General features: G+C 71.7%; 27 protein-coding genes. 21 read left to right on the top strand and 6 right to left on the bottom strand.

The features are described 5' to 3' along the window. Positions 1–266 precede the first annotated feature (266 nt). From ACIBJC_RS19810 to ACIBJC_RS19820, 3 genes are all read left to right on the top strand, one after another. Positions 267–2,276 (top strand): SpoIIE family protein phosphatase, encoded by a 2,010-nt coding sequence (locus tag ACIBJC_RS19810; RefSeq protein WP_399293941.1) that lies wholly within the window; start codon positions 267–269, stop codon positions 2,274–2,276. Positions 2,277–2,355: 79 nt separating this feature from the next. Beyond that, complete coding sequence (gene hemW, locus ACIBJC_RS19815) at positions 2,356–3,588, top strand: radical SAM family heme chaperone HemW (RefSeq protein WP_399293944.1); 1,233 nt, start codon at positions 2,356–2,358, stop codon at positions 3,586–3,588. Between the two features lie 101 nt (positions 3,589–3,689). Beyond that, entirely contained in the window at positions 3,690–4,301 is a 612-nt protein-coding gene (locus tag ACIBJC_RS19820) for a Uma2 family endonuclease (protein WP_399293947.1), read from the top strand. Here the strand turns inward: ACIBJC_RS19820 and ACIBJC_RS19825 are convergent. After that, entirely contained in the window at positions 4,279–5,112 is an 834-nt protein-coding gene (locus ACIBJC_RS19825; protein WP_399293950.1) for a DUF3097 domain-containing protein, read from the bottom strand. The two genes, ACIBJC_RS19820 and ACIBJC_RS19825, sit on opposite strands and share 23 nt — an antisense overlap. 33 nt (positions 5,113–5,145) lie before the next feature. Then, positions 5,146–5,949, bottom strand: a complete 804-nt coding sequence (locus ACIBJC_RS19830) for an MBL fold metallo-hydrolase (protein ID WP_399293953.1) — start codon at positions 5,947–5,949, stop codon at positions 5,146–5,148. Positions 5,950–6,138: 189 nt separating this feature from the next. Here ACIBJC_RS19830 and hrcA point away from each other — a divergent pair, with 189 nt between their 5' ends. From hrcA to ACIBJC_RS19885, 11 genes are all read left to right on the top strand, one after another. Further along, complete coding sequence (hrcA, locus tag ACIBJC_RS19835) at positions 6,139–7,155, top strand: heat-inducible transcriptional repressor HrcA (RefSeq protein WP_329827165.1); 1,017 nt, start codon at positions 6,139–6,141, stop codon at positions 7,153–7,155. Then, complete coding sequence (dnaJ, locus tag ACIBJC_RS19840) at positions 7,156–8,292, top strand: molecular chaperone DnaJ (protein ID WP_399293956.1); 1,137 nt, start codon at positions 7,156–7,158, stop codon at positions 8,290–8,292. Between the two features lie 190 nt (positions 8,293–8,482). Then, positions 8,483–9,562 carry a nitronate monooxygenase gene (locus ACIBJC_RS19845; protein WP_399293959.1) on the top strand — a complete coding sequence of 360 codons (1,080 nt, stop codon included), beginning with the start codon at positions 8,483–8,485 and terminating at the stop codon, positions 9,560–9,562. After that, entirely contained in the window at positions 9,559–10,305 is a 747-nt protein-coding gene (locus ACIBJC_RS19850; protein ID WP_399293962.1) for a 16S rRNA (uracil(1498)-N(3))-methyltransferase, read from the top strand. Before ACIBJC_RS19845 ends, ACIBJC_RS19850 begins: the two co-directional genes overlap by 4 nt. 149 nt (positions 10,306–10,454) lie before the next feature. After that, positions 10,455–10,814 (top strand): histidine triad nucleotide-binding protein, encoded by a 360-nt coding sequence (locus tag ACIBJC_RS19855; protein ID WP_399293965.1) that lies wholly within the window; start codon positions 10,455–10,457, stop codon positions 10,812–10,814. A 5-nt stretch (positions 10,815–10,819) separates the two neighbouring features. Beyond that, a complete protein-coding gene (locus tag ACIBJC_RS19860; protein WP_399293968.1) occupies positions 10,820–11,722 on the top strand; it encodes a ribonuclease Z in 903 nt (300 codons plus the stop codon). Between the two features lie 115 nt (positions 11,723–11,837). Next, positions 11,838–12,965, top strand: coding sequence for a carbohydrate kinase family protein (locus tag ACIBJC_RS19865; protein ID WP_399294265.1), 1,128 nt, complete (start codon positions 11,838–11,840; stop codon positions 12,963–12,965). Between the two features lie 163 nt (positions 12,966–13,128). Further along, positions 13,129–14,148: a PhoH family protein gene (locus ACIBJC_RS19870; RefSeq protein WP_399293970.1), complete on the top strand. Its 1,020-nt coding sequence runs from the start codon at positions 13,129–13,131 to the stop codon at positions 14,146–14,148. 13 nt (positions 14,149–14,161) lie between these two features. Continuing rightward, the gene (gene ybeY / locus ACIBJC_RS19875) at positions 14,162–14,659 is read left to right on the top strand and encodes an rRNA maturation RNase YbeY (protein WP_329827173.1); all 498 of its coding nucleotides are present in this window, start codon (positions 14,162–14,164) and stop codon (positions 14,657–14,659) included. Beyond that, positions 14,656–15,945: a hemolysin family protein gene (locus ACIBJC_RS19880; RefSeq protein ID WP_399293974.1), complete on the top strand. Its 1,290-nt coding sequence runs from the start codon at positions 14,656–14,658 to the stop codon at positions 15,943–15,945. Before ybeY ends, ACIBJC_RS19880 begins: the two co-directional genes overlap by 4 nt. Before the next feature lie 11 nt (positions 15,946–15,956). Next, complete coding sequence (locus tag ACIBJC_RS19885) at positions 15,957–16,316, top strand: MmcQ/YjbR family DNA-binding protein (protein WP_399294268.1); 360 nt, start codon at positions 15,957–15,959, stop codon at positions 16,314–16,316. 24 nt (positions 16,317–16,340) lie between these two features. Here the strand turns inward: ACIBJC_RS19885 and ACIBJC_RS19890 are convergent, their stop codons facing one another. Beyond that, positions 16,341–16,937, bottom strand: coding sequence for a hypothetical protein (locus tag ACIBJC_RS19890; RefSeq protein WP_399293977.1), 597 nt, complete (start codon positions 16,935–16,937; stop codon positions 16,341–16,343). A 228-nt stretch (positions 16,938–17,165) separates the two neighbouring features. On the opposite strand from ACIBJC_RS19890, the gene ACIBJC_RS19895 reads away from it, so the two are divergent. From ACIBJC_RS19895 to era, 3 genes are all read left to right on the top strand, one after another. Continuing rightward, positions 17,166–17,924 (top strand): GntR family transcriptional regulator, encoded by a 759-nt coding sequence (locus ACIBJC_RS19895; RefSeq protein WP_399293980.1) that lies wholly within the window; start codon positions 17,166–17,168, stop codon positions 17,922–17,924. Positions 17,925–17,974: 50 nt separating this feature from the next. Then, positions 17,975–18,355 (top strand): cytidine deaminase, encoded by a 381-nt coding sequence (locus ACIBJC_RS19900; RefSeq protein WP_399293983.1) that lies wholly within the window; start codon positions 17,975–17,977, stop codon positions 18,353–18,355. Positions 18,356–18,428: 73 nt separating this feature from the next. Beyond that, positions 18,429–19,400: a GTPase Era gene (era, locus tag ACIBJC_RS19905; RefSeq protein WP_399293986.1), complete on the top strand. Its 972-nt coding sequence runs from the start codon at positions 18,429–18,431 to the stop codon at positions 19,398–19,400. 143 nt (positions 19,401–19,543) lie between these two features. Here the strand turns inward: era and ACIBJC_RS19910 are convergent, their stop codons facing one another. Together ACIBJC_RS19910 and ACIBJC_RS19915 are read right to left on the bottom strand one after the other, a co-directional pair. After that, the gene (locus ACIBJC_RS19910; protein WP_399293989.1) at positions 19,544–19,810 is read right to left on the bottom strand and encodes a protealysin inhibitor emfourin; all 267 of its coding nucleotides are present in this window, start codon (positions 19,808–19,810) and stop codon (positions 19,544–19,546) included. A 79-nt stretch (positions 19,811–19,889) separates the two neighbouring features. Then, positions 19,890–20,954: a M4 family metallopeptidase gene (locus tag ACIBJC_RS19915; protein WP_399293992.1), complete on the bottom strand. Its 1,065-nt coding sequence runs from the start codon at positions 20,952–20,954 to the stop codon at positions 19,890–19,892. Between the two features lie 289 nt (positions 20,955–21,243). Here ACIBJC_RS19915 and leuA point away from each other — a divergent pair, with 289 nt between their 5' ends. The 4 genes from leuA to ACIBJC_RS19935 all read left to right on the top strand — a co-directional run bounded on the left by leuA (position 21,244) and on the right by ACIBJC_RS19935 (position 25,732). Then, complete coding sequence (gene leuA / locus ACIBJC_RS19920; RefSeq protein WP_399293995.1) at positions 21,244–23,004, top strand: 2-isopropylmalate synthase; 1,761 nt, start codon at positions 21,244–21,246, stop codon at positions 23,002–23,004. Between the two features lie 246 nt (positions 23,005–23,250). Continuing rightward, positions 23,251–23,946 carry a TerB family tellurite resistance protein gene (locus ACIBJC_RS19925; protein ID WP_399294271.1) on the top strand — a complete coding sequence of 232 codons (696 nt, stop codon included), beginning with the start codon at positions 23,251–23,253 and terminating at the stop codon, positions 23,944–23,946. Between the two features lie 99 nt (positions 23,947–24,045). Further along, a complete protein-coding gene (gene recO, locus ACIBJC_RS19930; protein WP_399293998.1) occupies positions 24,046–24,795 on the top strand; it encodes a DNA repair protein RecO in 750 nt (249 codons plus the stop codon). A gap of 67 nt (positions 24,796–24,862) precedes the next feature. After that, on the top strand, positions 24,863–25,732 hold the full coding sequence (locus tag ACIBJC_RS19935; RefSeq protein WP_399294001.1) for an isoprenyl transferase: 870 nt from the start codon (positions 24,863–24,865) through the stop codon (positions 25,730–25,732). Positions 25,733–25,816: 84 nt separating this feature from the next. Here ACIBJC_RS19935 and ACIBJC_RS19940 read toward each other — a convergent pair whose 3' ends face one another. Beyond that, a complete protein-coding gene (locus ACIBJC_RS19940) occupies positions 25,817–26,257 on the bottom strand; it encodes a transcriptional repressor (RefSeq protein ID WP_329827188.1) in 441 nt (146 codons plus the stop codon). Between the last annotated feature and the right edge of the window lie 2 nt (positions 26,258–26,259).

Raw genomic sequence — 26,259 nt, forward strand, 5'->3', positions numbered from 1 at the left:
TTCGGCCAGCGAGGCAAGAATGCTCTGTCCGGGGCGGTTTCGCACGCGGTTCCGGTGCTTTGGCCCGGCGTTCGCGCCACCGTCGCGCCACCCCTCCCGCGCCGATGCGCCCCCCCGCGCGGTTTCCGCTGTCAAGACCCGGGGGCAATCTCCGGCGACTTCCATGACTCGGTGCGTAGGAACGCGCTCCGTCTGTCACTCTGTCGGGATCGTAAACGGCACAAACGCCAGAGCGGCACAACGCCAGAACCGGATCAGGAGCCGCAGTGGGGCCCATTCCGATCCCGCGCGATGCCCGCCACCGTCCGGCACCCCAGGTGCCGTTACGGAGGGACGCGCGGTCCATCTCCCGTACCAGTCTGCCCGGCAACCCGCTCGCCCCGTCCGCCGCACGTCGCTTCGCACGCGCGGCGCTCGCGGACTGGACCAGCCTCGGGCTGCTCACCACCTGCACCTTCTGCCAAGGGGAGACAGGCTGCTCCCCGGGCACACACAGCACCGACCTCCTCGCCGACGACGCCGTACTGATCGTCGACGAACTCGTCACCAACGCGGTCGTGCACGCCGGCACCACCGTCGAACTGCTCTGCCGGCTCGAAGTCCCCTCCGAGGACCCCTCGGGGGACATCGCGGGCGCCCAGGCACGCGACGAACCGGCCGCGCTCGTCCTCGAAGTCTCCGACCACCATCCCGCGCGGGCCGTGCGCAGCGACCCGGACGGACCGCAGCCGTCCGGCACCCCCGAGTACGGCCGCGGGCTGCAACTCGTCTCCGCGCTCGCCGAACGCTGGGGCATCACCTACCGCTCCGGCCTCAAGACCGTCTGGGCCCGGCTCCCCCTCGCGGGCCGGGACACGGGCCCCGACGGGGCACCGGCCGAACCCGCCCTGCGCCGAGGACTGCGCGCCGCCGAGATCCTGGCACCAGCCCCCCGCCGTACGGTCCGCGGCGACCCGGAGTGGGCCGGCGGAGGGGCCCTCTCCTTCCTCGCCGAGGCGTCCGAACTGCTCGCGGGACAGCTCGACGAGGACCTGGTCGCGGCGCTCGCCGGCCAACTGCTGGTGCCACGCCTCGCCGAGTGGTGCGCGGTCTGGCTGGACGGCGACGGCGCGCAGACGGGCGCGGCGCCCCGGCTCGCCCGCGTCTGGCACGCCGACGAGTCCCGCATCGAGCCGCTGCGCGCCGCCCTGAAGAAGGAGCCGCCGAGGCTCCCGGGACCACCGCACGGCACGCCGGTGCCGGTGCCCTGGCCGGTCTTCGATACGGCGGGGAGCGACGGCGCGGCGCTCGCCTGCCGGCTCGTCGCGAACGGCCGCGCCCTGGGCACGCTCCTGCTCGGCCGCCCCGGGCAGGGCGCCGTCCCCGACGAGGTGACCTCCCTCGTGGAGGACTTCGCCCGGCGCGTCGCCCTCGGCATCGGCGCGGCCCGCCGCTACACCCGCCAGGTCACCATCAGCCGCGTCCTCCAGCGCGGACTGCTGCCCACCCAGGTGGCGCGCATCCCGGGCGTCGCCAGCTCCCTCGTGTACGAACCGAGCGACGAGGGGCTCGCGGGCGGTGACTTCTACGACGTCTTCCCGTGCCCGCCGGGCGACCGCTGGTGCTTCATGCTCGGCGACGTCCAGGGCAGCGGCCCCGAGGCCGCCGTCGTCACCGGCCTCGCCCGCCCCTGGCTGCGGCTGCTCGCCCGCGAGGGGTACGGGGTGGGCGCGGTCCTGGACCGTCTCAACCGGCTGCTGCTCGACGACGCGACGGAGGCGGCCGAGTCGGCGTCCCTGATGGCCGTAGGGGCGGCCGCGGGTCCCGGCGGACCACCGGGAGTGCCCGCAGGCCCCACGGGGTCGCCGGAGGGCCGCCAGGCCCGTTTCCTGTCGCTGCTGTACGGCGAGCTGATGCCCCTGCCGGACGGCGGCGGCGTACGGTGCACCCTCGCCAGCGCCGGCCACCCCCTGCCGCTGCTCCTGCGCCCGGACGGCACCGTGCGGGCGGCGGCGGAGCCGCAGGTGCTGCTCGGGGTGGTGGAGTCCGTCGCGTACGAGAGCAGCTCCTTCGACCTGGAGCCCGGGGACACGCTGCTCTGCGTCACCGACGGCGTCACGGAGCGCCGCTCGGGCCGCCGCATGCTCGACGACGGCGACGGCCTCGCGCGGGCCCTGGCGGGGTGCGTGGGGCTCACGGCGCAGGGAGTGGCGGAGCGGATACGGCGCGCGGTGCACGAATTCGCGGAGACGCCGCCGGGGGACGATCTGGCGCTGCTGGTGCTCCAGGCGGAGTGAGCACGGGCGCGGCAAGGTGCGGGGCGGACCAGACGGCACCCCGCCCCGCACCGTCCGTCGCGTACGGGACACTGGGGGCATGCCTTCCGCACTGCCCGACGGTGACCCCATGCCCGAGACCGGAGCGCTGCCCCGGCACGCCCTGGCGGGCGCGGCGGACCGGCCGCTCGGCTTCTACCTGCACGTTCCGTACTGCGCGACCCGCTGCGGCTACTGCGACTTCAACACGTACACGGCGACCGAGCTGCGCGGCTCCGGCGGGGTGCTGGCCTCCCGTGACAACTACGCCGACACCCTTGCCGACGAGGTCAGGCTGGCCAGGAAGGTCCTCGGCGACGACCCGCGCCAGGTCCGCACGGTCTTCGTCGGCGGCGGCACCCCGACCCTGCTCGCCGCCGGGGACCTCGTACGGATGCTGGGCACGATCCGTGACGAGTTCGGGCTCGCGGACGACGCGGAGATCACCACGGAGGCGAATCCCGAGTCCGTGGACCCCGCGTACCTCGCCGCCCTGCGGGAGGGCGGCTTCAACCGGATCTCCTTCGGGATGCAGAGCGCCAAGCAGCACGTCCTGAAGGTCCTGGACCGTACCCACACCCCGGGCCGTCCCGAGGCGTGCGTCGCGGAGGCCCGCGCCGCCGGGTTCGACCATGTGAACCTCGACCTGATCTACGGCACACCGGGGGAGAGCGACACCGACTGGCGCGACACCCTCGCGGCGGCCGTGGGCGCCGGCCCCGACCACATCTCGGCGTACGCGCTGATTGTCGAGGAGGGCACCCAGCTCGCCCGCCGCATCCGGCGCGGCGAGGTCCCCATGACGGACGACGACGAGCACGCGGACCGCTACCTCATCGCGGACGAGGTGCTCGCCGAGGCGGGCTTCTCCTGGTACGAGGTGTCCAACTGGGCCACCACGGAGAAGGCACGCTGTCTCCACAACGAGCTGTACTGGCGCGGCGCGGACTGGTGGGGCGCGGGCCCCGGCGCCCACAGCCACGTCGGCGGCGTGCGCTGGTGGAACGTGAAGCACCCCGGCGCGTACGCCCAGGCCCTCGCGGAGGGCCGCTCCCCGGGCGCGGGCCGCGAACTCCTCTCCGAGGAGGACCGCAGGGTGGAGCGCATCCTGCTGGAGCTGCGCCTGGCCGACGGCTGCGAGCTGTCCCTCCTGCGCCCGGTCGGCCGGAACGCCGCCGCCCGCGCTCTGGCCGACGGCCTGCTCGTACCGGAGCCGTACGAGGCGGGCCGCGCGGTGCTGACGCTGAAGGGCCGCCTCCTGGCGGACGCCGTCGTCAGGGACCTGGTGGACTGATCACTCGCCGGGGTGAATCCCCGCGGATTCGGGTGTGGCTGCTTAGGCTGTTTCCCTAGTCTGCCGCTAACAGAAGCGGCGGAATGTGGAGGCTCACGGAGATGACCGCTGTGGATGAGCGACCGATCACCGAAACCGCCGCCGAGCGGCACGAGAGCCTGGAGGCTTCCTACAGGAGCCTTGAGGTTCCCGGGAAGCTCAAAGTGGAACTCCTCAGGGATGAAATCGTGATGATGGCCGGGCCCGACTGGGTCCATAACCTGATCGTGCTGTTCGTGGAGCGACAGATCCCGATCGACAACTGGTATCCGGTCCAGACTCAGGACCTCTCGATCCCGGGAGAGCCCGCCGAGCCACAGCCGGACCTCGTCGTGGTCGAGCACGGTGCTTTCGAGGGACCGGGACGTCTGGTCCCCGCCCCGGCAGTCACTCTGGTGCTTGAGGTCGTCTCCAAGAGCAGCATCGACCGTGACTACGGCGTCAAGCGTTCGATCTACGCGGCGGGCCGTGTCCCGGCCTATCTGATCATCGACCCGACGGAGGCGCGTTGCGCGCTGCTCACCGAGCCGACCGGCAGCGGGGAAGACGCGGACTACCGAGTGGAACGGACCGCCAAGTTCGGTGATCCGCTGCCCCTCGACATGCTCGGGATCGAGCTCGACACCAGCAGGTTCGGGACCCTTCCCCCGGTCAGGACTCACCGCCGGCCGTGACGAAGTCGATCAGCTCCTCCACCCGGCCCAGCAGCGCGGGCTCCAGATCCCGGTAGGAGTGCACCCGGGACAGGATCGCCTGCCAGGCCGCCCCCGTGTTCGGCGGCCAGCCCAGCGCCTCGCACACGCCCGTCTTCCAGTCCTCGCCCCTCGGCACCTTCGGCCAGGCCGCGATGCCCACCGAGGACGGCTTCACGGCCTCCCAGATGTCGATGTACGGGTGCCCCACGACCAGGACGTCCGCGCCGGCCGCCGCCGCGGCGATACGGGACTCCTTCGAGCCGGGGACGAGATGGTCGACCAGCACGCCGAGCCGGGCGTCCGGCGCGGGGCCGAACTCGGCGACCACCGCGGGGAGATCGTCGACGCCGCCCAGGTACTCCACGACCACGCCCTCGATACGCAGGTCGTCGCCCCAGACCTTCTCGACCAGCTCCGCGTCGTGCCGCCCCTCCACATAGATCCGGCCCGCCCTGGCCACCCGCGCGCGGGCGCCCGGCACGGCGACCGAGCCCGAGGCCGTACGGGCCTGGGCGGACGGCCCGGAGGCGCCGCCGGGCCGCGGGCGGACCAGCGTCACCGGGCGGCCCTCCAGCAGGAAGCCGCGCGCCACCAGGGGGAAGACACGGTGCTTGCCGAAGCGGTCCTCCAGGGTGACCGTCGGCCCCTCGGCGGTCTTCTCGCAGCGGATCACCGCGCCGCAGAAGCCCGTCGTCACCTCCTCGACCACCAGATCGGGTTCGGCGGGGACCTCCGGCGCGGGCGTGGGCTTCTTCCACGGGGGCGTCAGATCGGGGCTGTAGCTGCGCATGCGGATGACGATATGCGGGGCTCGACGGCAGGGCTACGAGGGCGCCCCCGACCCGCCGAACCGCGCGGCCAGCGCGTCGCGTTGCGCCCGTACGAACGCCGCGTCCACCACCGCCCCGTGCCCCGGCACGTACACCGTCCCGTCCCCGCCGCCCAGCGCCAGCAGCCGGTCCAGGGCGGCGGGCCAGCGCGCCGGGACCGCGTCGGGGCCCGCCTGCGGCTCGCCCGACTCCTCCACCAGGTCCCCGCAGAAGAGCACCGTAGGGGCGCCGGGAGCCCCCGCCTCGCCGCCCGGCCCCGTCCCTGGCCCTGCCGCCGTCCCCGGCACCAGCAGCGCCAGGTCGTGCGCCGTGTGCCCCGGGCCCGCGTTCGCCAGCACCACCCGCCGCCCGCCGCCCAGGTCCAGCGTCAGCTCCCCGGAGACCGCGTGCCCCGGGGCGACCAGCAGATCCACCGCCTCGGCCGCCTCCGCCTCCGCGACCCCCTCCCGTACCGCCTCCTCGTACAGGCTTCCGCCCTTCCCCGCCCCGTCCCCGGCCAGCAGCTCCGCCAGGCCGACCGCCCCGTACACCGCCACCCCCGAGAACGCCGCCGCCCCCAGCACATGATCGAAATGCGGATGGCTGAGTGCGACATGTGTCACGCGCAGGCCGCCGAGCAGCGCCCGCGTCCGTGCCCGGAGTTCGGCGCCCTCCCGGAGCGTCGACCCCGTGTCGTAGAGCAGCGCGCCCCGCTCCCCGACCACCAGACCGACGGTCGCGTCCCACCCCGGCAGGCGTACGCGGCCCACTCCGGGCGCCAGCCGCTCCCACCCGTGCTCTTCCCAACGGACGTCCATACCGGGACGCTACGGGAGACCACTGACATCCGGTCCGAGGATCCCCGGGTACGGTGGTCGGCCGCCCTTGCTCGCTGTACGTCCTGCGGCCGTACACTGAACCGGGAGCCACTGGCACTCCCGCGGAACGAGTGCCAACGAGGGCCGCGGCGGGCGAAGGACGACGGACGACATCGGGAGGTGTGCGCCATGCTCAGCGAACGCAGACTCGAAGTGTTGCGCGCGATCGTCCAGGACTACGTCGGCACGGAGGAGCCCGTCGGTTCCAAGGCGCTCACGGAGCGGCACAAACTCGGCGTCTCCCCGGCGACCGTACGCAACGACATGGCGGTGCTGGAGGACGAGGGCTTCATCGCCCAGCCGCACACCAGCGCCGGGCGCATCCCGACCGACAAGGGCTACCGGCTCTTCGTCGACCGGCTGGCAGGGGTCAAGCCCCTGTCGCTGCCGGAGCGCCGTGCCATCCAGAACCTGCTGGACGGCGCCGTCGACCTCGACGACGTCGTGGGCCGTACGGTACGGCTGCTCGCGCAGCTCACCCGGCAGGTGGCCGTCGTCCAGTACCCCTCGCTGACCCGTTCGACGGTGCGGCACGTGGAACTGCTGGCGCTCGCGCCCGCCCGCCTCATGCTCGTCCTGATCACGGACACCGGACGGGTCGAGCAGCGCCTCGTCGACTGCCCCGCCCCGTTCGGCGAGACCTCCCTCGCGGACCTGCGGGCCCGGCTCAACAGCCGGATCGTCGGGCGCCGCTTCGCGGACGTCCCGCAGCTCGTGCAGGACCTGCCCGACTCCTTCGAGCAGGAGGACCGCGGGACCGTGTCGGCGGTCCTCGCGACCCTGCTGGAAACCCTGGTCGAGGAGACCGAGGAGCGGCTGATGATCGGCGGAACCGCCAACATCACCCGTTTCGGACACGACTTTCCCCTGACCATCCGGCCGGTGCTGGAGGCGCTGGAGGAGCACGTGGTGCTTCTCAAGCTCCTCGGCGAGGCCGCGGACCCCGGCATGACCGTACGTATCGGGCACGAGAACGCCCACGAGGGCCTCAACTCCACGTCCGTCGTCGCGGTCGGCTACGGTTCGGGCGACGAGGCAGTCGCCAAACTCGGCGTGGTCGGACCGACCCGCATGGACTACCCCGGAACGATGGGAGCGGTACGCGCAGTGGCACGTTACGTCGGACAGATCCTGGCGGAGTCGTAAGTGGCCACGGACTACTACGCCGTACTCGGCGTGCGCCGCGACGCATCTCAGGACGAGATCAAGAAGGCATTCCGCAGGCTCGCGCGTGAGCTGCACCCGGATGTCAATCCCGATCCCAAGACGCAAGAGCGCTTCAAGGAGATCAACGCCGCGTACGAGGTGTTGTCGGACCCGCAGAAGAAGCAGGTCTACGACCTCGGCGGTGATCCGCTGTCCTCCGGTGGGGGCGGTGGCGCGGGAGGGTTCGGAGCCGGCGGCTTCGGCAACTTCTCGGACATCATGGACGCGTTCTTCGGCACGGCGTCGCAGCGCGGCCCGCGGTCGCGGACGCGCCGCGGCCAGGACGCCATGATCCGGCTGGAGATCGACCTCAACGAGGCGGCCTTCGGTACGACCAAGGACATCCAGGTCGACACCGCGATCGTCTGCACGACCTGCTCGGGCGAGGGCGCCGCACCCGGCACCTCCGCCCAGACCTGCGACATGTGCCGCGGTCGCGGCGAGGTCTCGCAGGTCACCCGGTCCTTCCTGGGCCAGGTCATGACCTCGCGGCCCTGCCCGCAGTGCCAGGGCTTCGGTACGGTCGTCCCCACGCCCTGCCCCGAGTGCGCGGGCGACGGCCGGATCCGTTCGCGCCGTACGCTCACGGTCAAGATCCCCGCGGGCGTCGACAACGGCACCCGTATCCAGCTCGCGGGCGAGGGCGAGGTCGGCCCCGGCGGCGGCCCCGCCGGTGACCTGTACGTGGAGATCCACGAGGTCCCGCACACGACGTTCCAGCGGCGCGGCGACGACCTGCACTGCACGGTCACGATCCCCATGACGGCGGCGGCTCTGGGCACGAAGTGCCCGCTGGAGACGCTCGACGGCGTGGAGGAGATCGACGTACGGCCCGGCACCCAGTCCGGCCAGTCGATCCCGCTGCACGGGCGCGGCATCACGCACCTGCGGGGCGGCGGACGGGGCGATCTGATCGTCCACGTCGAGGTGATGACCCCGACGAAGATGGATCCGGAGCAGGAACGCCTGCTGCGCGAACTGGCCCAGCTCCGCGGCGAGGAACGGCCCACCGGTCAATTCCAGCCAGGTCAGCAGGGACTGTTCTCGCGGCTCAAGGACGCGTTCAACGGACGGTAGGCGGACCCGGCGCCGGGTCGGGACGCGTCCAACGGGCGGTGCCCGGGGCAGCGTTCGGGCCTGAACGCTGCCTCAACGGGCAGCGGACGGGCCGGTGGGCCAGGGATCCGGGGGCAGTCCCCGGACCCGCCGTCCCGCCCGGCGCGGTGCCGATTCGGAGGTGCCGTGGCTGACATGGCACCATGCGTGCATGTCCTCCGCACTGACCGATCTCTGCCGGTATCCGATCGTGCAGGCCCCCATGGCGGGCGGCGCGTCCTGCCCGCAGCTCGCCGCGGCCGTCTCCGAGGCCGGGGGTCTCGGGTTCCTGGCCGCCGGGTACAAGACGGTCGACGGCATGTACGAAGAGGTCAAGCAGCTCCGGGGCCTCACCGGCCGCCCCTTCGGCGTCAACCTCTTCATGCCACAGCCGCACTACGCCGACCACGCGGCCGTCGAGGTCTACCGCAACCAGCTCGCCGGTGAGGCCACCTGGTATGAGACACCGCTCGGCGACCCCGAGTCGGGGCGGGACGACGCGTACGAGGCGAAGCTCGCGATCCTGCTCGACGACCCGGTGCCGGTCGTCTCCTTCACCTTCGGCTGCCCGACCAGGACGACCCTCGACGCCTTCGCGGGCGTCGGCACGTACACCGTCGTCACCGTGACCACGGCCGAGGAGGCCCAGACCGCCCAGTGGTCCGGCGCCGACGCCGTCTGCGTACAGGGCATCGAGGCCGGCGGTCACCAGGGCACACACCGCGACGACCCCTCCACCGACGGTGCGGGCTTCGGCCTGCTCTCACTGATCGCGCAGGTCAGGGAGGCCGTCGACCTGCCGGTCATCGCGGCGGGCGGACTGATGCGCGGCGGCCAGATCGCCGCCGTACTCGCGGCGGGCGCCGACGCGGCGCAGCTCGGCACCGCGTTCCTCGTCTGCCCGGAGTCCGGGGCCAACGCCCTGCACAAGCAGGCCATGACCAACCCGCTGTTCGTACGCACCGAGCTGACCCGGGCGTTCTCGGGACGCCCCGCCCGCGGGCTCGTCAACCGCTTCATGCGCGAGCACGGCCCGTACGCCCCGCCCGCCTACCCCGAGGTCCACCACCTCACCTCCGGGCTGCGCAAGGCCGCCGCCAAGGTGGGCGACGCGCAGGGCATGGCGCTCTGGGCCGGCCAGGGCCACCGGATGGCGCGCGAGCTGCCGGCCGGCAAGCTGGTCGAGGTCCTCGCGGGCGAACTCGACGCCACCCGCGCCTCGTTCATGCCCGGCCTCGGCAGCGCCCCGTGACCGCTCCCGTCTTCGTCGTCGCCCCCGGCGCGCTGCGCGAGGGCACGGTCACGCTCGACGGACCCGAGGGGCGCCACGCCGTCTCCGTACGGAGGCTGCGGGTCGGCGAGGAGATCGTGCTGACCGACGGCGCGGGCACCGGCGGGTACGGGACGGTCGCGGCGGTCGAGGGCAAGGACCGGCTGGACATCGCGGTCACCGAGGTACGGACCGAGGCGGAGCCCGCGCCCCGGATCACCGTCGTCCAGGCCCTGCCCAAGGGCGACCGGGGCGAACTGGCCGTCGAGACCATGACGGAGACCGGCGTCGACGCCGTCGTCCCGTGGGCTGCCGCGCGCTGTGTCACGCAGTGGCGGGGCGAGCGGGGCGCGAAGGCGCTCGCCAAGTGGCGGGCCACCGCGCGCGAGGCGGGCAAGCAGTCACGCCGGGTGCGGTTCCCCGAGGTCGCGGACGCCATGACCACCAAGCAGGTCGCCGCGCTGCTCGCCACCGCGGACTTCGCGGCCGTCCTGCACGAGGACCGCGCCGCGGACAGCGCCGCGCTGGCCACCGCGGAACTGCCGGTCGCGGGCTCGATCGTGCTGGTCGTGGGCCCCGAAGGGGGAGTGTCGCCCGAGGAGTTGACGGTGTTCGCGGCAGCGGGCGCGCGCCCGTACCGGCTGGGCGCCAGCGTGCTGCGCACCTCCACCGCGGGTACGGCGGCCACGGCGCTGCTGCTGGGCCGCACGGGCCGCTGGTCCTGACCGCACGTCGGCGTACACACGGCCCGCTCGCGCGCTGCCGCCCCGGTCCTGTCGGTGGCGGCGGATACGATGCGTCCGTACGGACCGATCACCGACCGGTCGGTGACCGGTCACCGACTGACACCAGCTCTGCCGAGGAGGCCGGGACCATGGCCGGAGAAGCACAGGCCGACTGCCTGTTCTGCAAGATCGTCTCGGGGGACGTCCCGGCGACCATCGTGCGCGAGAGCGAGACCACCGTCGCCTTCCGGGACATAAACCCGCAGGCGCCGACCCACGTCCTGGTCATTCCCCGCGCGCACTACCCGGACGCCGCCACTCTCGCCGCGGCCGAGCCGGGCGTCGCCGCGGACGTGCTGCGCGAGGCGGCGGCCGTGGCCGCCGACGACAAGGCGGACTCCACCGGCTACCGCATCGTGTTCAACACGGGCTCGGGCGCCGGCCAGACCGTCTTCCACGCGCACGCCCACGTCCTGGGCGGACGCGGCCTCAACTGGCCCCCCGGGTAGCCGCCTTGTCCGTACGAGAACTGGTCGTGCTGGGTACAGCCAGCCAGGTGCCCACCCGCCACCGCAACCACAACGGCTATCTGCTGCGCTGGGACGGCGAGGGCCTGCTCTTCGACCCGGGCGAGGGCACCCAGCGCCAGATGCTCCGCGCCGGGGTCGCCGCGCACGACATCAACCGGATCTGCGTCACGCACTTCCACGGCGACCACTCGCTCGGCCTCGCCGGGGTCGTCCAGCGCATCAACCTCGACCAGGTGCCGCACGAGATCACCGCGCACTACCCGGCGAGCGGCCGGCGCTTCTTCGAGCGGCTGCGGTACGCGACGGCCTACCGCGAGACCGTCGAGCTGACCGAGGCGCCGATCACCGGCGACGGCGTCCTGGCGCGCACCCCCGCGTACACCCTGGACACCCGCAAGCTCTCCCACCCCGTCGAGGCGTACGGCTACCGCCTCACCGAGCCCGCCGGCCGCAGGATGGACCCCGTGCGGCTCGCCGCCCACGGCCTCGCGGGCCCCGACGTGGGCCGGCTCCAGCGCGAGGGCGTGCTGAACGGCGTCACGCTGGAGCAGGTCAGCGAGGTCCGGCGGGGCCAGCGGTTCGCCTTCGTCATGGACACCCGGCTCTGCGACGGGGTGTTCGCGCTCGCCGAGGGGTGCGACCTGCTCGTCATCGAGTCGACGTTCCTGGACGAGGACGAGCGGCTGGCCACCGACCACGGCCACCTCACCGCGGGCCAGGCGGGCCGCGTGGCGGCGGAGTCCGGCGTACGCCATCTCGTGCTGACGCACTTCTCGCAGCGCTACAGCGACCCGGACGCGTTCGAACGGCAGGCGCGGGCCGCGGGCTTCGAAGGCGAACTGACGGTCGCCGCCGACCTCGTACGGGTACCGCTTCCCAAGCGCTGACAGGGGCGGCCGCCCGGCGTGTCCGGCCGGGCCCCGCCGATCGGGCAGACTGTCCGGATCCGCACGCGATCGGGAGCCCGCCGTGATCACACCCAACGGAGACCCGCTGGACCACCTGGACCACCCGGGGCCCGCCGCCCCGGGGCACACCGCGCTGGAACACTCCGCCCACGTCGATCCGCTGGGCGCGCTGCGCGGTCCGGACGACCCGGAGTGCGACGTCTACCTCACGGGCACGGTCTTCCTCGACATCATCTTCACCGGCCTGGACAGCGCCCCCGTACGTGGCACCGAGTCCTGGGCCAGGGGCATGGGATCCAGCCCCGGCGGCATCGCCAACATGGCCTCCGCGCTGGCCCGGCTCGGGCTGCGCACCTCGCTCTCCGCGGCCTTCGGAGACGACCACTACGGCGAGTACTGCTGGGACGCGCTGGAACAGGGCGAGGGCATCGACCTCTCCCGCTCCCGCACCGTCCCCGGCTGGCACTCCCCGGTGACCGTCTCCATGGCGTACGAGGGCGAGCGGACGATGGTCTCGCACGGCCACGAGGCCCCGCCGCCGGAAGGCGCGCTGCCCGAGTGCCCGCCCCGTGCGCGGGCCGCCGTCGCCGCGCTCACGCCGGGCCGGCGCGACGAGTGGATCGCCCACTCCGCGCACCACGGGACCCGGATCTTCGCCGACGTCGGCTGGGACGACACCGGACGCTGGGACCTGGCGGGACTGGCCGACCTGGAGCACTGCGAGGCGTTCCTGCCCAACGCCGAGGAGGCCATGCGCTACACCCGTACGGACTGCCCCAGGACCGCCGCGCGGGTCCTCGCCGAGCGGGTCCCCGTGGCCGTCGTCACGCTGGGCGCGGAGGGCGCGTACGCCGTGGACGGGGCGACCGGCGAGACCGCCGAGGTCCCGGCGATCGCGGTGGCCGCGCTCGACCCGACGGGCGCGGGCGACGTCTTCGTCGCCGGGTTCGTCACCGGCACGCTGGCCGGCTGGCCGCTCGCCGACCGGCTCGCCTTCGCCGGACTGACCGCCGCGCTCTCGGTCCAGGAGTTCGGCGGGTCGCTCTCCGCGCCCGGCTGGTCGGAGGTCGCGGCCTGGTGGAGTTACGTCCAGGGCTCCCCGGACCAGGACCCGGCGGCGCTGCGGCGCTACGCGTTCCTGGCGGAGCTGCTGCCCGCGCCGACCAGGCCGTGGCCGCTGCGCAGGGCCGTACCGACGATCGGTTTCGGCCGCTCGGGCTGAGCCCCGGCGGCCGGGCGCGGGGGGAGGCGCCGGGGATCGTGAGCAAGGCGCGGCGAAAAGCCCTAGGGCCTTGTCAGTGCGGGGTCGTAGGCTGGGACTCCAGAGGTTGTCGAGCGGCGAGAACCCTGCAACGGGAGGTATGTGCAGGCCACAGGGCCGGCCCATGACTCAGACACCTACAGTCCAGACCCCCGCGTCGGAGCAGGCGCGCGCCCGGTGGACCGTCCCCGCCAAGCACCCCATGGTGACGGTCCTGGGCTCCGGAGACTCCCTGCTGCGCGTGATCGAGAAGGCGTTCCCGGCCGCCGACATCCATGTCCGGGGAAACGAGATCAGTGCGAGCGGCAGCGCGGCGGACGTCGCGCTGGTCCAGCGCCTGTTCGACGAGATGATGCTGGTGCTCCGCACCGGTCAGCCGATGACGGAGGACGCAGTGGAACGTTCGATCGCCATGCTCAGGGCGAGCGAGAACGGCGGCGCGGACGGTCCCGAGACGCCCGCCGAGGTGCTCACCCAGAACATTCTCTCCAGCCGTGGCCGGACGATCCGGCCCAAGACCCTCAACCAGAAGCGGTACGTCGACGCGATCGACCGGCACACGATCGTCTTCGGCATCGGCCCGGCCGGTACCGGCAAGACGTATCTCGCCATGGCCAAGGCCGTCCAGGCGCTCCAGGCCAAGCAGGTCAACCGGATCATCCTGACCCGGCCCGCCGTCGAGGCGGGGGAGCGGCTCGGCTTCCTGCCCGGCACGCTCTACGAGAAGATCGACCCGTATCTGCGCCCGCTCTACGACGCGCTGCACGACATGCTCGACCCCGACTCGATCCCGCGGCTGATGGCGGCGGGCACGATCGAGGTCGCGCCGCTCGCGTACATGCGAGGACGCACGCTCAACGACGCGTTCATCATCCTGGACGAGGCACAGAACACCAGCCCCCAGCAGATGAAGATGTTCCTGACGCGCCTCGGCTTCGAGTCGAAGATCGTCATCACGGGCGACATCACCCAGGTCGACCTCCCGGGCGGCACGAAGAGCGGTCTGCGCCAGGTCCAGGACATCCTGGAGGGCGTGGACGACGTGCACTTCTCCCGGCTCACGTCCCAGGATGTCGTACGGCACAAGCTCGTCGGCCGTATCGTCGACGCGTACGAGCAGTACGACAGCGACAACGGGAAGTAGACCAGAGCGCACCATGTCGATCGACGTCAACAACGAGTCAGGCATCGAGGTCGACGAGCAGGCGATCCTCGACGCCGCCCGGTACGCGCTCACCCGGATGCGTATCCACCCGCTCTCCGAACTCTCGGTGATCGTGGTGGACGAGGCCGCGATGGAGCAGCTCCACATCCAGTGGATGGACCTGCCGGGGCCCACGGATGTCATGTCCTTCCCGATGGACGAGCTGCGTCCGCCGGTCAAGGACGACGAGGAGCCCCCGCAGGGGCTCCTCGGTGACATCGTGCTCTGCCCGGAGGTCGCCAAGCGGCAGGGCGAGGAAGCGCCGACGCAGCACTCCATGGACGAGGAGCTCCAGCTCCTGACGGTCCACGGGGTGCTGCATCTGCTCGGCTACGACCACGAGGTGCCGGAGGAGAAGGCCGAGATGTTCGGCCTCCAGGCCGCCATCGTCGACGGCTGGCGCGCCGAGCGGGGGCTCTCGGGCCCGTCGCCCGCGCCCACGGTCTCGTGACCGCGCAACTGATCGTCGGCGCCGTCGCACTGGTCGTCGTCGCCTGGCTCGCCGCGTCCGCCGAGGCGGGCATCGCCCGAGTCTCCAGCTTCCGGGCGGCCGAGGCCGTACGGTCGGGGCGGCGAGGCGCGGCCAAGCTGGCGCAGGTCGCCGCCGACCCCACGCGCTATCTCAACGTGGCCCTGCTGGTGCGGGTCGCCTGCGAGATGGCGGCCGGGGTACTGGTCACGTACGTCTGTCTGGAGCGCTTCCAGGAGACCTGGGCGGCGCTGGTCGTCGCCATCGGCGTGATGGTCCTCGTCTCGTACGTCGCGGTGGGCGTCTCGCCGCGCACGATCGGCCGCCAGCACCCGCTGAACACGGCCACGGCCTCCGCGTACGTCCTGCTCCCGCTGGCCAGGATCATGGGCCCGATCCCCCAGCTCCTGATCCTTCTGGGCAACGCGCTCACCCCTGGCAAGGGCTTCCGCAAAGGCCCGTTCGCCAGCGAGGCCGAACTGCGCGCCATGGTCGACCTGGCGGAGGCGGAGTCGCTCATCGAGGACGACGAGCGCCGGATGGTGCACTCCGTCTTCGAGCTGGGGGACACCCTCGTACGGGAGGTGATGGTCCCGCGCACGGACCTGGTCTGCATCGAGCGGTACAAGACGATCCGTCAGGCGCTCACCCTGGCGCTGCGCTCGGGCTTCTCCCGCATCCCGGTGACCGGCGAGAACGAGGACGACATCGTCGGCGTCGTCTACCTCAAGGACCTGGTCAGGAAGACCCACATCAACCGCGACTCCGAGGCCGACCTGGTCTCCACGGCGATGCGCCCCGCAGCGTTCGTGCCCGACACGAAGAACGCCGGTGATCTGCTGCGCGAGATGCAGCAGGAGCGCAGCCATGTCGCGGTCGTGATCGACGAGTACGGCGGCACGGCCGGGATCGTCACGATCGAGGACATCCTGGAGGAGATCGTCGGCGAGATCACCGACGAGTACGACCGCGAACTGCCCCCGGTCGAAGAACTGGGCGACGGCTCCTACCGCGTCACGGCCCGGCTCGACATCGGCGACCTCGGGGACCTGTTCGGCCTCGACGAGTACGACGACGAGGACGTGGAAACGGTCGGCGGCCTGCTCGCCAAGGCCCTGGGCCGCGTCCCGATCGCGGGCGCGACCGCGACCGTCGAACTCCCCGACGGCCGCACCCTGCGCCTGACGGCCGAATCCCCCGCCGGCCGCCGCAACAAGATCGTCACGGTCCTCGCGGAACCGGTCAAGGAGGAGGCCACGACCCCGTGACCCCGCGCGCCCTGACAGCGGCGACGGTCCGCTCGTACTGCCTGGACCAGAACGGCACCTCCGAGGAAACCCCGTTCCCCCGCAACCCGGGCCTGACGGTCTTCAAGGTCGGCGGCAAGATCTTCGCCTTCTGCGCACTGGAGGAGACCCCCCTGAAGGTCGCCCTCAAATGCGACCCGGAAGAGGCCCTGCGCCTACGGGAGACCCACCAGGCGATCGTCCCCGGCTGGCACCTCAACAAGCGCCACTGGAACACGGTGACGGTGGCGGAACTGCCGGCGCGGATGGTCCGCGAGCTGATCGAGGACTCGTACGACCTGGTGGTGGCCGGCCTCCCGAAGGCGGAACGCCTCCGCCTGGACCGGCCGTAACGGTGCGGGCGGCCCTGCGGGCGTTCAGCAGCCCGCTGTCCGCAGGGATTCCAGGCCGACGACCGTGAACTCACGCAGCCGCATCACGAGCTGTCCGGCCCGGACCCAGTGGATACGGGGATCGTCGAGAGCCACCCCGACGGCATCCACCGGGACCGGGAACGGATACCCGGGCCGGTAGAGCGCGCCCCGCACGCCCATCGGGGCGAAGCTGCGGACGCGCAGTGCCACACACTGTTCGCGCAGATGAGGGCAGCCGGGTACGGATTTCACCGCGCACGGCGCGCACAACGGCGGGTGAGTCGTGACGAGGTCGTCGGGCCAGGAGCCCCGGTCGGCGGGGTCTTCGCCCAGCATCCACAACACTCCGTCCTCGTTGCGGTCGGCGGGACCGCCGCAGACCTGGCACAGCGTCCGGACCATGGCGCGCCGCTGCCGCAGAGCATGGACTCTGCCGAACTCGGGCCGCCCCTTGCCGGGGAGCGAGGGGATGCGTGTCCACAGCACACCGTCCGAATCGCGGTCGTACGGTTGCTCGTCCGCGTAGCCGATGCCGGGCCCCTTCGCGACGACGCGCGGGGCGGGCGCCCGCCCCGCGCTCCATGAGGCGATGCACGGCACCGGTACCGAACGGCACGGCCCGCTGTATGCAGATGCTCCCCGGCGCCCCATCGTCAATCTCACACTCCCGATTCGTTGACATCTCTAGACATCTTGAGTGAAGGCGACATCTCTAGAGATGTCAACTCTGGATGCCTCGGTGAATCGCGCTGTCACACGGAGGAGCGGGCCGGAATGCGCTGGTACACCTGTGCCCTAGGGTGTCCAGAGAAGAGGGAGGCCCCACGTATGTCGACAACTGGCGGCGGCCGTCAGCCGAAGTACCGGCGTATCGCTGACACCCTTCGAGAGGCGATCAGCGCAGGCGAGTACGGACCGGGGGCGCGACTGCCGGGTGAGAACGACCTCATGGCCGCCCACGGCGTGGCCCGTATGACCGCGCGACAGGCACTGGGTGTGCTCCAGAGCGAGGGGATCGCGGAGTCGCGCAAAGGCGCCGGTGTGTTCGTCCGGTCCTTCCGGCCGCTGAGGCGGCGCGGCGTTCAGCGGCTCTCCGGTGAGGTGTGGGGCGGCGGGCGGTCCGTCTGGTCGGCGGATGTCGAGGACCGGGAACTCGTCGTGGACCGGATCGAGGTGACCGAGGAGCCCGCGCCGGAACGGATCGCGCGCGTTCTGGGCATCGCCACGGGTGACGCCGTCTGCGTACGGAACCGGCGCTTCGTGCTGGACGGCAAGCCGGTTCTGCTGGCCACCAGCTCGCTTCCGGCCGCCCTGGTCGCGGGCTCGGCCGTCACCAGGGAGGACACCGGTCCCGGCGGGATCTACGCCCGCCTCGAAGAACTCGGCCTGAAGCCCGTGCACTTCAGGGAAGAGATCCGCTCGCGCATGCCGTCCCAGGACGAGACGGACCTGCTGGCCCTCTCGGCGGGCACGCCCGTCATGCTCGTCTGCCGCACGGCGTTCGCCGCCGAGGGGCGGCCGGTCGAGGTCAACGAGATGGTGCTCGACTCGGCGTCGTACGTGCTGGAGTACGACTTCGACGCCTAGCCGGGCCGGGGGCGAACAGGCCCCTGACCGGGTTGCCTATGCTCGGAGGCATGACACGGATCACCGACAGCTCTGACAGCGTCGACGCCACCGACCTCGATCCCGAGGACCGCAAGATCATCACCCTGGCCCGTTCCGCGCGAGCCAGGAACGGGGTGCCCGAGGGGGCGGCCGTGCGGGACGAGACCGGGCGGACGTATGTCGCCGGGAGCGTGGAGCTGGACTCCCTCAAGCTGAGCGCGCTGCGTACCGCCGTCGCGATGGCCGTGGCCAGCGGGGCCACCTCGCTGGAGGCCGCGGCCGTCGTCACCGACGCCGGGACCGCGTCCGACGAGGACCGCGCGGCCGTACGGGATCTCGGCGGCCCCGCGACGCCGGTCCTGGTGGCGGGCGTGGACGGTGTGCTGCGCGTGACGGTCAGCGCGGGTTGACGACAGGGCGCGGCGGGGCGGGTGGGGTGTTCACGGGGTCGGCTGGTCGGCGGACGGTGAAGGATCGGGGAGAATGGGCGCCATGAGCGCTCGTACCTCCTCTTCCGAGACTTCTCCCGAGTCGGCCGAAGCCCCCCACCGGGCCGGCTTCGCCTGCTTCGTCGGTCGCCCCAACGCGGGCAAGTCCACCCTCACGAACGCTCTGGTCGGCCAGAAGGTGGCCATCACCTCGAACCGGCCGCAGACCACCCGGCACACCGTGCGCGGCATCGTGCACCGGCCGGAGGCGCAGCTCATCCTGGTGGACACCCCGGGCCTCCACAAGCCGCGCACCCTGCTCGGCGAGCGGCTGAACGATGTCGTACGGACGACCTGGGCCGAGGTCGACGTGATCGGCTTCTGCCTGCCGGCCAACGAGAAGCTGGGCCCCGGCGACCGGTTCATCGTCAAGGAACTGGCCGGGATCAAGAAGACGCCGAAGGTCGCCGTCGTCACCAAGACCGACCTGGTCGACCCCAAGACACTCGCCGAGCAGCTCATCGCGATCGACCAGATCGGCAGGGAACTCGGCCTGGAGTGGGCGGAGATCGTCCCGGTCTCGGCGGTCGGCGACCAGCAGGTCGGCCTGCTGGCCGACCTCCTCGTCCCGCTGCTCCCGGAGAGCCCGCCGCTCTACCCGGAGGGCGACCTCACCGACGAGCCCGAGCAGGTCATGGTGGCCGAGCTGATCCGCGAGGCCGCGCTGGAGGGCGTACGGGACGAGCTGCCGCACTCGATCGCGGTCGTCGTCGAGGAGATGCTGCCGCGCGAGGACCGCCCGGCGGACAGGCCGCTGCTCGACATCCACGCCAACGTGTACATCGAGCGCCCGAGCCAGAAGGGGATCATCATCGGCCCCAAGGGCAAGCGGCTCAAGGAGGTCGGGACGAAGTCCCGCAAGCACATCGAGGCGCTCCTCGGTACGCCGGTCTTCCTCGACCTGCACGTCAAGGTCGCCAAGGACTGGCAGCGGGATCCGAAGCAGCTTCGGAAGCTGGGCTTCTGACCGGTCCGAGGACGACGGCCGGAGGCCGGCGCAGCGGCGCGAAGCCGGTGAGGCCCCTGGGCCGATCCGCGCGAGTGGCGCGTCAGGGAGAGGCTCCGAAGCAGCTTCGGAAGCTCGGGTTCTGACTCCGGGCCTCTGGGGGTTCAGGCGCCTTCCTTGAGGACTCTGGAGATCAGTTCGCGCTGCGCGTCCGTCAGGTGCGGGTCCGCGCAGTGGACCGTACGGCCGTCGATCGTGATCGTGTAGGCGAAGCCGTCCGGGACCCCGGCGCGCGGGGCGGGGCCGCCGCCCGTGAGAGCGCGGTGGGCGAGGGCCTGCCAGTGGGCCGCGTCGGGCAGGGCGGTCGTGTCGATCTCGGCCGTTCGCTCGATGCCGGCGAAGCCGCCCGTACGCCGTACTTGGATACGCATGGGTCCTGTCTAGTACGTGACGGGCGGCGGCGGTAGCCGCCGCCGCCGCCCGTGCCGGTGACGAAGGTGAACGGGACGGTCAGGTCGTGGGGACGCCTACCTGGGACCAGGCCTTGACCACGGCCTCGTGCTCCGCCGCGTCCCCGTAGCGCGCCCGTGCCGCCGCGACCGTCAGCTTGGCGAAGTCCGCGAAGTCCGCCTCGACGTCCAGGTCGCCGCCGGTCAGCACGTCGAACCAGATCTGGCCCGCCCGCTCCCACGCCTTGCCGCCGAGCTGGGTGGCCAGCAGGTAGAACGCGTGGTTCGGGATGCCGGAGTTGATGTGCACCCCGCCGTTGTCGCGGCTCGTCCGTACGTAGTCGTCCATCGTGGCCGGCTGCGGGTCCTTGCCGAGGACGTCGTCGTCGTACGCCGTGCCCGGGGCCTTCATGGAGCGCAGCGCGACGCCCTGGACGCGCGGCGCGAGCAGGCCCTCGCCGATGAGCCAGTCCGCCTGGTCCGCGGTCTGGTCCAGGGTGTACTGCTTGACCAGCGTGCCGAAGACGTCCGACACGGACTCGTTCAGCGCGCCCGACTGGCCGTAGTAGGCGAGGTTGGCCGTGTACTGGGTGAGGCCGTGCGCCAGCTCGTGGCCGATCACGTCGACCGGGAGCGTGAAGTCGAGGAAGATCTCGCCGTCGCCGTCCCCGAAGACCATCTGCTCGCCGTCCCAGAAGGCGTTCCCGTAGTCCCGGTCGTAGTGCACGCTGGCGGTCAGCGGCAGCCCCGCGCCGTCCAGCGAGTCGCGTCCGTACGCCGAGAGCAGCAGCTCGAACGTCGCGCCGAGCCCGCCGTACGCGCGGTTGACGGTGGCGTCCTGTCCCGGGTCCGAGCCCTCCTCGCGGACCTTCGTGCCCGGCAGCGCCGTGCCGTTGCGGCAGTCGTGGATGGTGCGGTGGGGGGTGCCCGTCGCGGCGTCCTCCGACGCGGCGGCGGCCCTGAGCGGGCCCCCGGCGATGGTCAGACGGCGGCGGGTGCGCTGCGCGGAGTCCGCCTCAAGGGTGCGGCGGGCGGGGCCGGAGACCGCGGGGTCGTCGGCCTGCGAGAGCTTGTCGAGTACGTGCGGCGGCACGATGGTGCAGAAGACCGGTGTGATGGCGTCCATGACTGCAATGTGGCAGCCCGTCATCATCCTGTCACCCATCGCGACAGTCTTTCCTGAAATAGAGTGATTCGGGCCGGTACGGCCATGGCGCGTTCCGCATGCTGATACGGAACGGCACGCGCGCCGCGCCTCGGTTACGCTGCTACGCATCATGCGTATCGGGCTGCTTCTCCTTAGCTGCCGCGGCGAGGGCCTGTAGTCGTAGGCCGACCCCCTCCCCGCGGAGTCTGGCGTTGCGGTGATCACGTCCCGTCGGCCGTCCCAGTGGACACACGAGGAGCCCCACGCAATGTCTGCATCGTCCGTCGGTCGCCCCACGCCCCTCACCAACGCGACCCACACCCAGCGTCCTTCCGGGATGCCGATCCACAAGTACGGCCGCTACGAGGCCGTGGACATCCCCGACCGCACCTGGCCGGACAACCGGATCACCGTCGCCCCCCGCTGGCTCTCCACCGACCTGCGCGACGGCAACCAGGCGCTGATCGACCCCATGTCACCGGCGCGCAAGCGCGAGATGTTCGACCTGCTGGTCCGCATGGGCTACAAGGAGATCGAGGTCGGCTTCCCGGCCTCCGGTGAGACCGACTTCGCGTTCGTACGGTCGATCATCGAAGAGGGCGCGATCCCCGAGGACGTGACGATCTCCGTCCTGACGCAGGCGCGCGAAGAGCTGATCGAGCGCACCGTCGAGGCGCTGCGCGGCGCCAACCGCGCCACCGTGCACCTCTACAACGCCACCGCCCCCACCTTCCGCCGGGTCGTCTTCCGCGGCACGAAGGAGCAGGTCAAGCAGATCGCCGTGGACGGCACCCGGCTGGTGACGGAGTACGCGGAGAAGATCCTCGGCCCCGAGACCACCTTCGGCTACCAGTACAGCCCGGAGATCTTCACCGACACCGAGCTGGACTTCGCCCTGGAGGTCTGCGAGGCCGTCATGGACGTCTGGCAGCCCGAGGCCGGCCGCGAGATCATCCTCAACCTGCCCGCCACCGTGGAGCGCTCGACGCCCTCCACGCACGCGGACCGCTTCGAGTGGATGTCCCGCAACCTCTCCCGCCGCGAGCACGTCTGCCTGTCCGTGCACCCGCACAACGACCGCGGTACCGCCGTCGCCGCCGCCGAGCTGGCGCTGATGGCCGGCGCGGACCGGATCGAGGGATGCCTGTTCGGCCAGGGCGAGCGCACCGGCAACGTCGACCTGGTGACGCTGGGCATGAACCTCTTCTCGCAGGGCGTCGACCCGCAGATCGACTTCTCGCGGATCGACGAGGTCCGCCGCACCAGCGAGTACTGCAATCAGATGGAGATCCACCCGCGCCACCCCTACGTGGGTGACCTGGTCTACACCTCCTTCTCCGGCTCCCACCAGGACGCCATCAAGAAGGGCTTCGACGCCCGCGAGGCCGACGCCGCCGAGCGTGGCCTGTCGGTCGAAGAGGTCGAGTGGGCCGTGCCGTACCTGCCGATCGACCCGAAGGACGTGGGCCGCTCCTACGAGGCGGTCATCCGCGTCAACTCGCAGTCCGGCAAGGGCGGTATCGCGTACGTCCTGAAGAACGACCACAAGCTGGACCTGCCGCGCCGGATGCAGATCGAGTTCTCCCGCATCATTCAGGCCAAGACCGACGCCGAGGGCGGCGAGGTCACCCCCGCCCAGATCTGGTCCGCCTTCCGCGACGAGTACCTGCCCAACGCCGAGAACGCCTGGGGCCGGATCCAGCTCCGCTCGGGGCAGTCCACGACCGACACGGACGGCAAGGACACCCTGACCGTCCAGGCTGTCGTGGACGGTACGGAGACGGTGCTGGCCGGCACCGGCAACGGCCCGATCTCCGCCTTCTTCGAGGCCCTGGCGGCGGTCGGGGTGGACGCCCGGCTGCTGGACTACCAGGAGCACACCATGAGCGAGGGCGCGAGCGCGCAGGCCGCCTCGTACATCGAGTGCGCGATCGACGGAAAGGTGCTGTGGGGCATCGGCATCGACGCCAACACCACCCGCGCGTCACTCAAGGCGGTCGTTTCCGCCGTCAACCGCGCGACCCGCTGACGCGCCGGGGCGCCGCCCGGCGCCCCGCGCTGACCTGAGCGTTTTCGGACCCCGCCTCGGTACGCGAGGGGCGGGGTTCGGCCATGTCGTGGCGATCTCACGCCACGGTGCTGACGGCACCTCGAAGATGTGGCTAACATCACGTCAACGCGGCGGCTCTGCACCACGATTCCCCGAACAGGGGGCAGGGACGCGGCGCAGTGCAGCGCAAAGAAGCGTTGCAGGGGCGTGACGGAGGTGCGCGACGTGCTGCCAGCTCAAGGACCACGCGGCCGAAAACCGCGCCTCTGCGGCATTCGTACGTCGTGGACCACGGTCGGCGACGGGGAGTTCTTCTGCCCCGACTGCGGGGGCGACCGCAACTACCGCCGCCGTACCGGGCGTCGCCGCTTCACCGTGCTCGGCATCCCGCTGCTCTCGCGCGGCTGCGCGGGCCCCGTGGTCGAATGCGCCGCCTGCCACGCCCACTTCGGCACGGACGCGCTGGACCACCCCACCACCATCCGGTTCTCCGCGATGCTGCGCGACGCCGTCCACACGGTCGCGCTCGCGGTCCTCGCGGCCGGCGGCACCTCGTCCCGTACGGTCCGGGAGACCGCCGTCCTCACGGTGCGCGCGGCCGGGTTCGAGGACTGCACGGAGGACCGGCTGACGGACCTGGTCGAGGCGCTGGCCGCCGACACCGGCCGCTTCGTCATCGACGCGGGCCCCTTCGGCGCCGCGCTCGCCATCGAACTCCACGAGGCGCTGGAACCGCTCGCGCCGCACCTCGCTCCGGCGGGCCGGGAGTCGATCCTCCTCCAGGGCGCCAGGATCGCCCTGGCGGACGGGGTCTACAGCCCGGCGGAGCGCGAGGTGCTGAGCATCGTCGGCGGCGCGCTCCAGCTCCGCGCGGACGACACGGCGCGCCTGCTGCTGGCGGCGTCGGGAACGCCCTCCTGAGGGCGCGGACGCGCTGAGGGCGGGCGGGAGGCCCCGTACCTCCGGTACCACCCGTACGTGCCGGGAAACCGGCGCCCGCGCATGCGGGAGAATGGCGTCATGAGTCTGTTCCGGGACGACGGCGTCGTGCTGCGCACGCAGAAGCTCGGTGAGGCCGACCGCATCATCACGCTTCTGACCCGCGGCCACGGCCGCGTCCGCGCCGTCGCCCGGGGAGTGCGCAGGACCAAGTCGAAGTTCGGGGCGCGGCTGGAGCCGTTCTCCCATGTCGACGTGCAGTTCTTCGCGCGCGGCAGCGAGCTGATCGGGCGCGGCCTGCCGCTGTGCACGCAGAGCGAGACCATCGCTCCGTACGGTGGCGGGATCGTCTCCGACTACGCCCGCTACACCGCCGGCACCGCGATGCTGGAGACCGCGGAACGGTTCACCGACCACGAGGGCGAGCCCGCCGTCCAGCAGTATCTGCTGCTCGTCGGCGGACTGCGGACCCTCGCCAGGGGGGAGCACGCGCCCCATCTCATCCTGGACGCCTTCCTGCTGCGTTCCCTCGCCGTCAACGGTTACGCGCCGAGCTTCGACGACTGCGCGAAGTGCGGGCTGCACGGTCCCAACCGGTTCTTCTCCGTCGCGGCGGGCGGGGTCATCTGCGGCGACTGCCGGGTGCCCGGCAGCGTCGTACCCTCTGCTGAGGCCGTCGGACTGCTCAGCGCGCTGCTGACCGGGGACTGGGCGACGGCCGACGCGTGCGAGGCGCGCCATGTCAGGGAGGGCAGCGGGCTGGTGTCCGCCTATCTGCACTGGCATCTGGAGCGGGGCCTGCGCTCCCTCAGATACGTGGAGAAGAACTAGCTCGGACAGTGAAGAGCTGAGCGAAGAACCGGCTCGGACAGAGAAGCAACGAGGAGACGAGAAGCGCATGGCACGACGCGGAATCCTGGGACGCTCCCGCCGCGAGTACAAGACGCCGGAGCCGCATCCCTCGGGGGCGGTGCCGCCGAGGATCCCCGGCGAGCTGGTGCCGAAGCACGTGGCCTGTGTCATGGACGGGAACGGCCGCTGGGCCAAGGAGCGCGGGCTGCCGCGCACCGAGGGCCACAAGGTGGGCGAGGGCGTCGTCCTCGATGTGCTCAAGGGCTGTCTGGAGATGGGCGTCAAGAACCTCTCCCTGTACGCCTTCTCGACCGAGAACTGGAAGCGCACGCCCGACGAGGTGCGCTTCCTGATGAACTTCAACCGCGATGTCATCCGGCGCCGCCGCGACGAGATGGACGAGCTGGGGATCCGGATCCGCTGGGTCGGCCGGATGCCCAAGATGTGGAAGTCGGTCGTCCAGGAGCTCCAGGTCGCCCAGGAGCAGACCAAGGACAACGACGCCATGACGCTCTACTTCTGCGTCAACTACGGCGGCCGTGCGGAGATCGCGGACGCGGCGCAGGCGCTCGCGGCCGATGTCGCGGCCGGCAAGCTCGACCCGTCCAAGGTCAACGAGAAGACGTTCGCCAAGTACCTCTACTACCCGGACATGCCGGACGTGGATCTCTTCCTGCGGCCGAGCGGTGAGCAGCGTACGTCCAACTATCTGATCTGGCAGAGCAGTTACGCGGAGATGATCTTCCAGGACGTGCTGTGGCCGGACTTCGACCGGCGGGACCTGTGGCGGGCCTGCCTGGAGTACGCCTCCCGGGACCGCCGTTTCGGCGGGGCGCTGCCCAACCAGGAGGCCGACGTGGACATCCCGGAACAGGGCGAGCAGGCCGAGAAGACCGAGCAGTCCGAGCAGGCCTAGCGGAGACGTACGGACCGACAGACAAGCAGACAGACGGATGGGTGGGGCCCCGGTGATCACCGGGGCCCCACCCATCCGTGCGGTTCAGTTCTTGGCGGCGGCCGCCGCGCACTCCGCGCAGGTGCCGAAGATCTCCACCGTGTGCGCCACGCTCACATAGCCGTGCTGGGCCGCGATCGTCTCCGCCCACTGCTCGACGGCGGGCCCCTCGACCTCGACCGCCTTGCCGCAGACCCGGCACACGAGATGGTGATGGTGGTCACCGGTCGAGCAGCGCCGGTAGACCGATTCGCCGTCGTTCGTGCGCAGTACGTCGACCTCGCCCGCGTCGGCGAGCGACTGGAGCGTGCGGTAGACCGTGGTCAGCCCCACCGAGTCACCGCGGTGTTTGAGCATGTCGTGGAGATCCTGAGCACTGCGGAACTCGTCCACCTCGTCGAGTGCCGCCGCCACCGCGGCGCGCTGGCGGGTCGATCGGCCGCGCACGGGGGCCGCGTTCGATCCGCTGCTGGGCGCAGTCGTCACAG

This window comes from Streptomyces sp. NPDC050509 (assembly GCF_044457965.1).
Taxonomy (GTDB): Bacteria; Actinomycetota; Actinomycetes; order Streptomycetales; family Streptomycetaceae; genus Streptomyces.

What these genes read in the sequence shown, in the direction of transcription:
- hemW (WP_399293944.1), top strand. Translation starts at nt 2,356, where the DNA reads ATGCCTTCCGCACTGCCCGACGGTGACCCCATGCCCGAGACCGGAGCG.
- ACIBJC_RS19820 (WP_399293947.1), top strand. Translation starts at nt 3,690, where the DNA reads ATGACCGCTGTGGATGAGCGACCGATCACCGAAACCGCCGCCGAGCGG.
- ACIBJC_RS19825 (WP_399293950.1), bottom strand. Translation starts at nt 5,112, where the DNA reads ATGCGCAGCTACAGCCCCGATCTGACGCCCCCGTGGAAGAAGCCCACG.
- ACIBJC_RS19830 (WP_399293953.1), bottom strand. Translation starts at nt 5,949, where the DNA reads ATGGACGTCCGTTGGGAAGAGCACGGGTGGGAGCGGCTGGCGCCCGGA.
- hrcA (WP_329827165.1), top strand. Translation starts at nt 6,139, where the DNA reads ATGCTCAGCGAACGCAGACTCGAAGTGTTGCGCGCGATCGTCCAGGAC.
- ACIBJC_RS19845 (WP_399293959.1), top strand. Translation starts at nt 8,483, where the DNA reads ATGTCCTCCGCACTGACCGATCTCTGCCGGTATCCGATCGTGCAGGCC.
- ACIBJC_RS19855 (WP_399293965.1), top strand. Translation starts at nt 10,455, where the DNA reads ATGGCCGGAGAAGCACAGGCCGACTGCCTGTTCTGCAAGATCGTCTCG.
- ACIBJC_RS19870 (WP_399293970.1), top strand. Translation starts at nt 13,129, where the DNA reads ATGACTCAGACACCTACAGTCCAGACCCCCGCGTCGGAGCAGGCGCGC.
- ybeY (WP_329827173.1), top strand. Translation starts at nt 14,162, where the DNA reads ATGTCGATCGACGTCAACAACGAGTCAGGCATCGAGGTCGACGAGCAG.
- ACIBJC_RS19895 (WP_399293980.1), top strand. Translation starts at nt 17,166, where the DNA reads ATGTCGACAACTGGCGGCGGCCGTCAGCCGAAGTACCGGCGTATCGCT.
- ACIBJC_RS19900 (WP_399293983.1), top strand. Translation starts at nt 17,975, where the DNA reads ATGACACGGATCACCGACAGCTCTGACAGCGTCGACGCCACCGACCTC.
- era (WP_399293986.1), top strand. Translation starts at nt 18,429, where the DNA reads ATGGGCGCCATGAGCGCTCGTACCTCCTCTTCCGAGACTTCTCCCGAG.
- ACIBJC_RS19910 (WP_399293989.1), bottom strand. Translation starts at nt 19,810, where the DNA reads ATGCGTATCCAAGTACGGCGTACGGGCGGCTTCGCCGGCATCGAGCGA.
- ACIBJC_RS19915 (WP_399293992.1), bottom strand. Translation starts at nt 20,954, where the DNA reads ATGGACGCCATCACACCGGTCTTCTGCACCATCGTGCCGCCGCACGTA.
- leuA (WP_399293995.1), top strand. Translation starts at nt 21,244, where the DNA reads ATGTCTGCATCGTCCGTCGGTCGCCCCACGCCCCTCACCAACGCGACC.
- recO (WP_399293998.1), top strand. Translation starts at nt 24,046, where the DNA reads ATGAGTCTGTTCCGGGACGACGGCGTCGTGCTGCGCACGCAGAAGCTC.
- ACIBJC_RS19935 (WP_399294001.1), top strand. Translation starts at nt 24,863, where the DNA reads ATGGCACGACGCGGAATCCTGGGACGCTCCCGCCGCGAGTACAAGACG.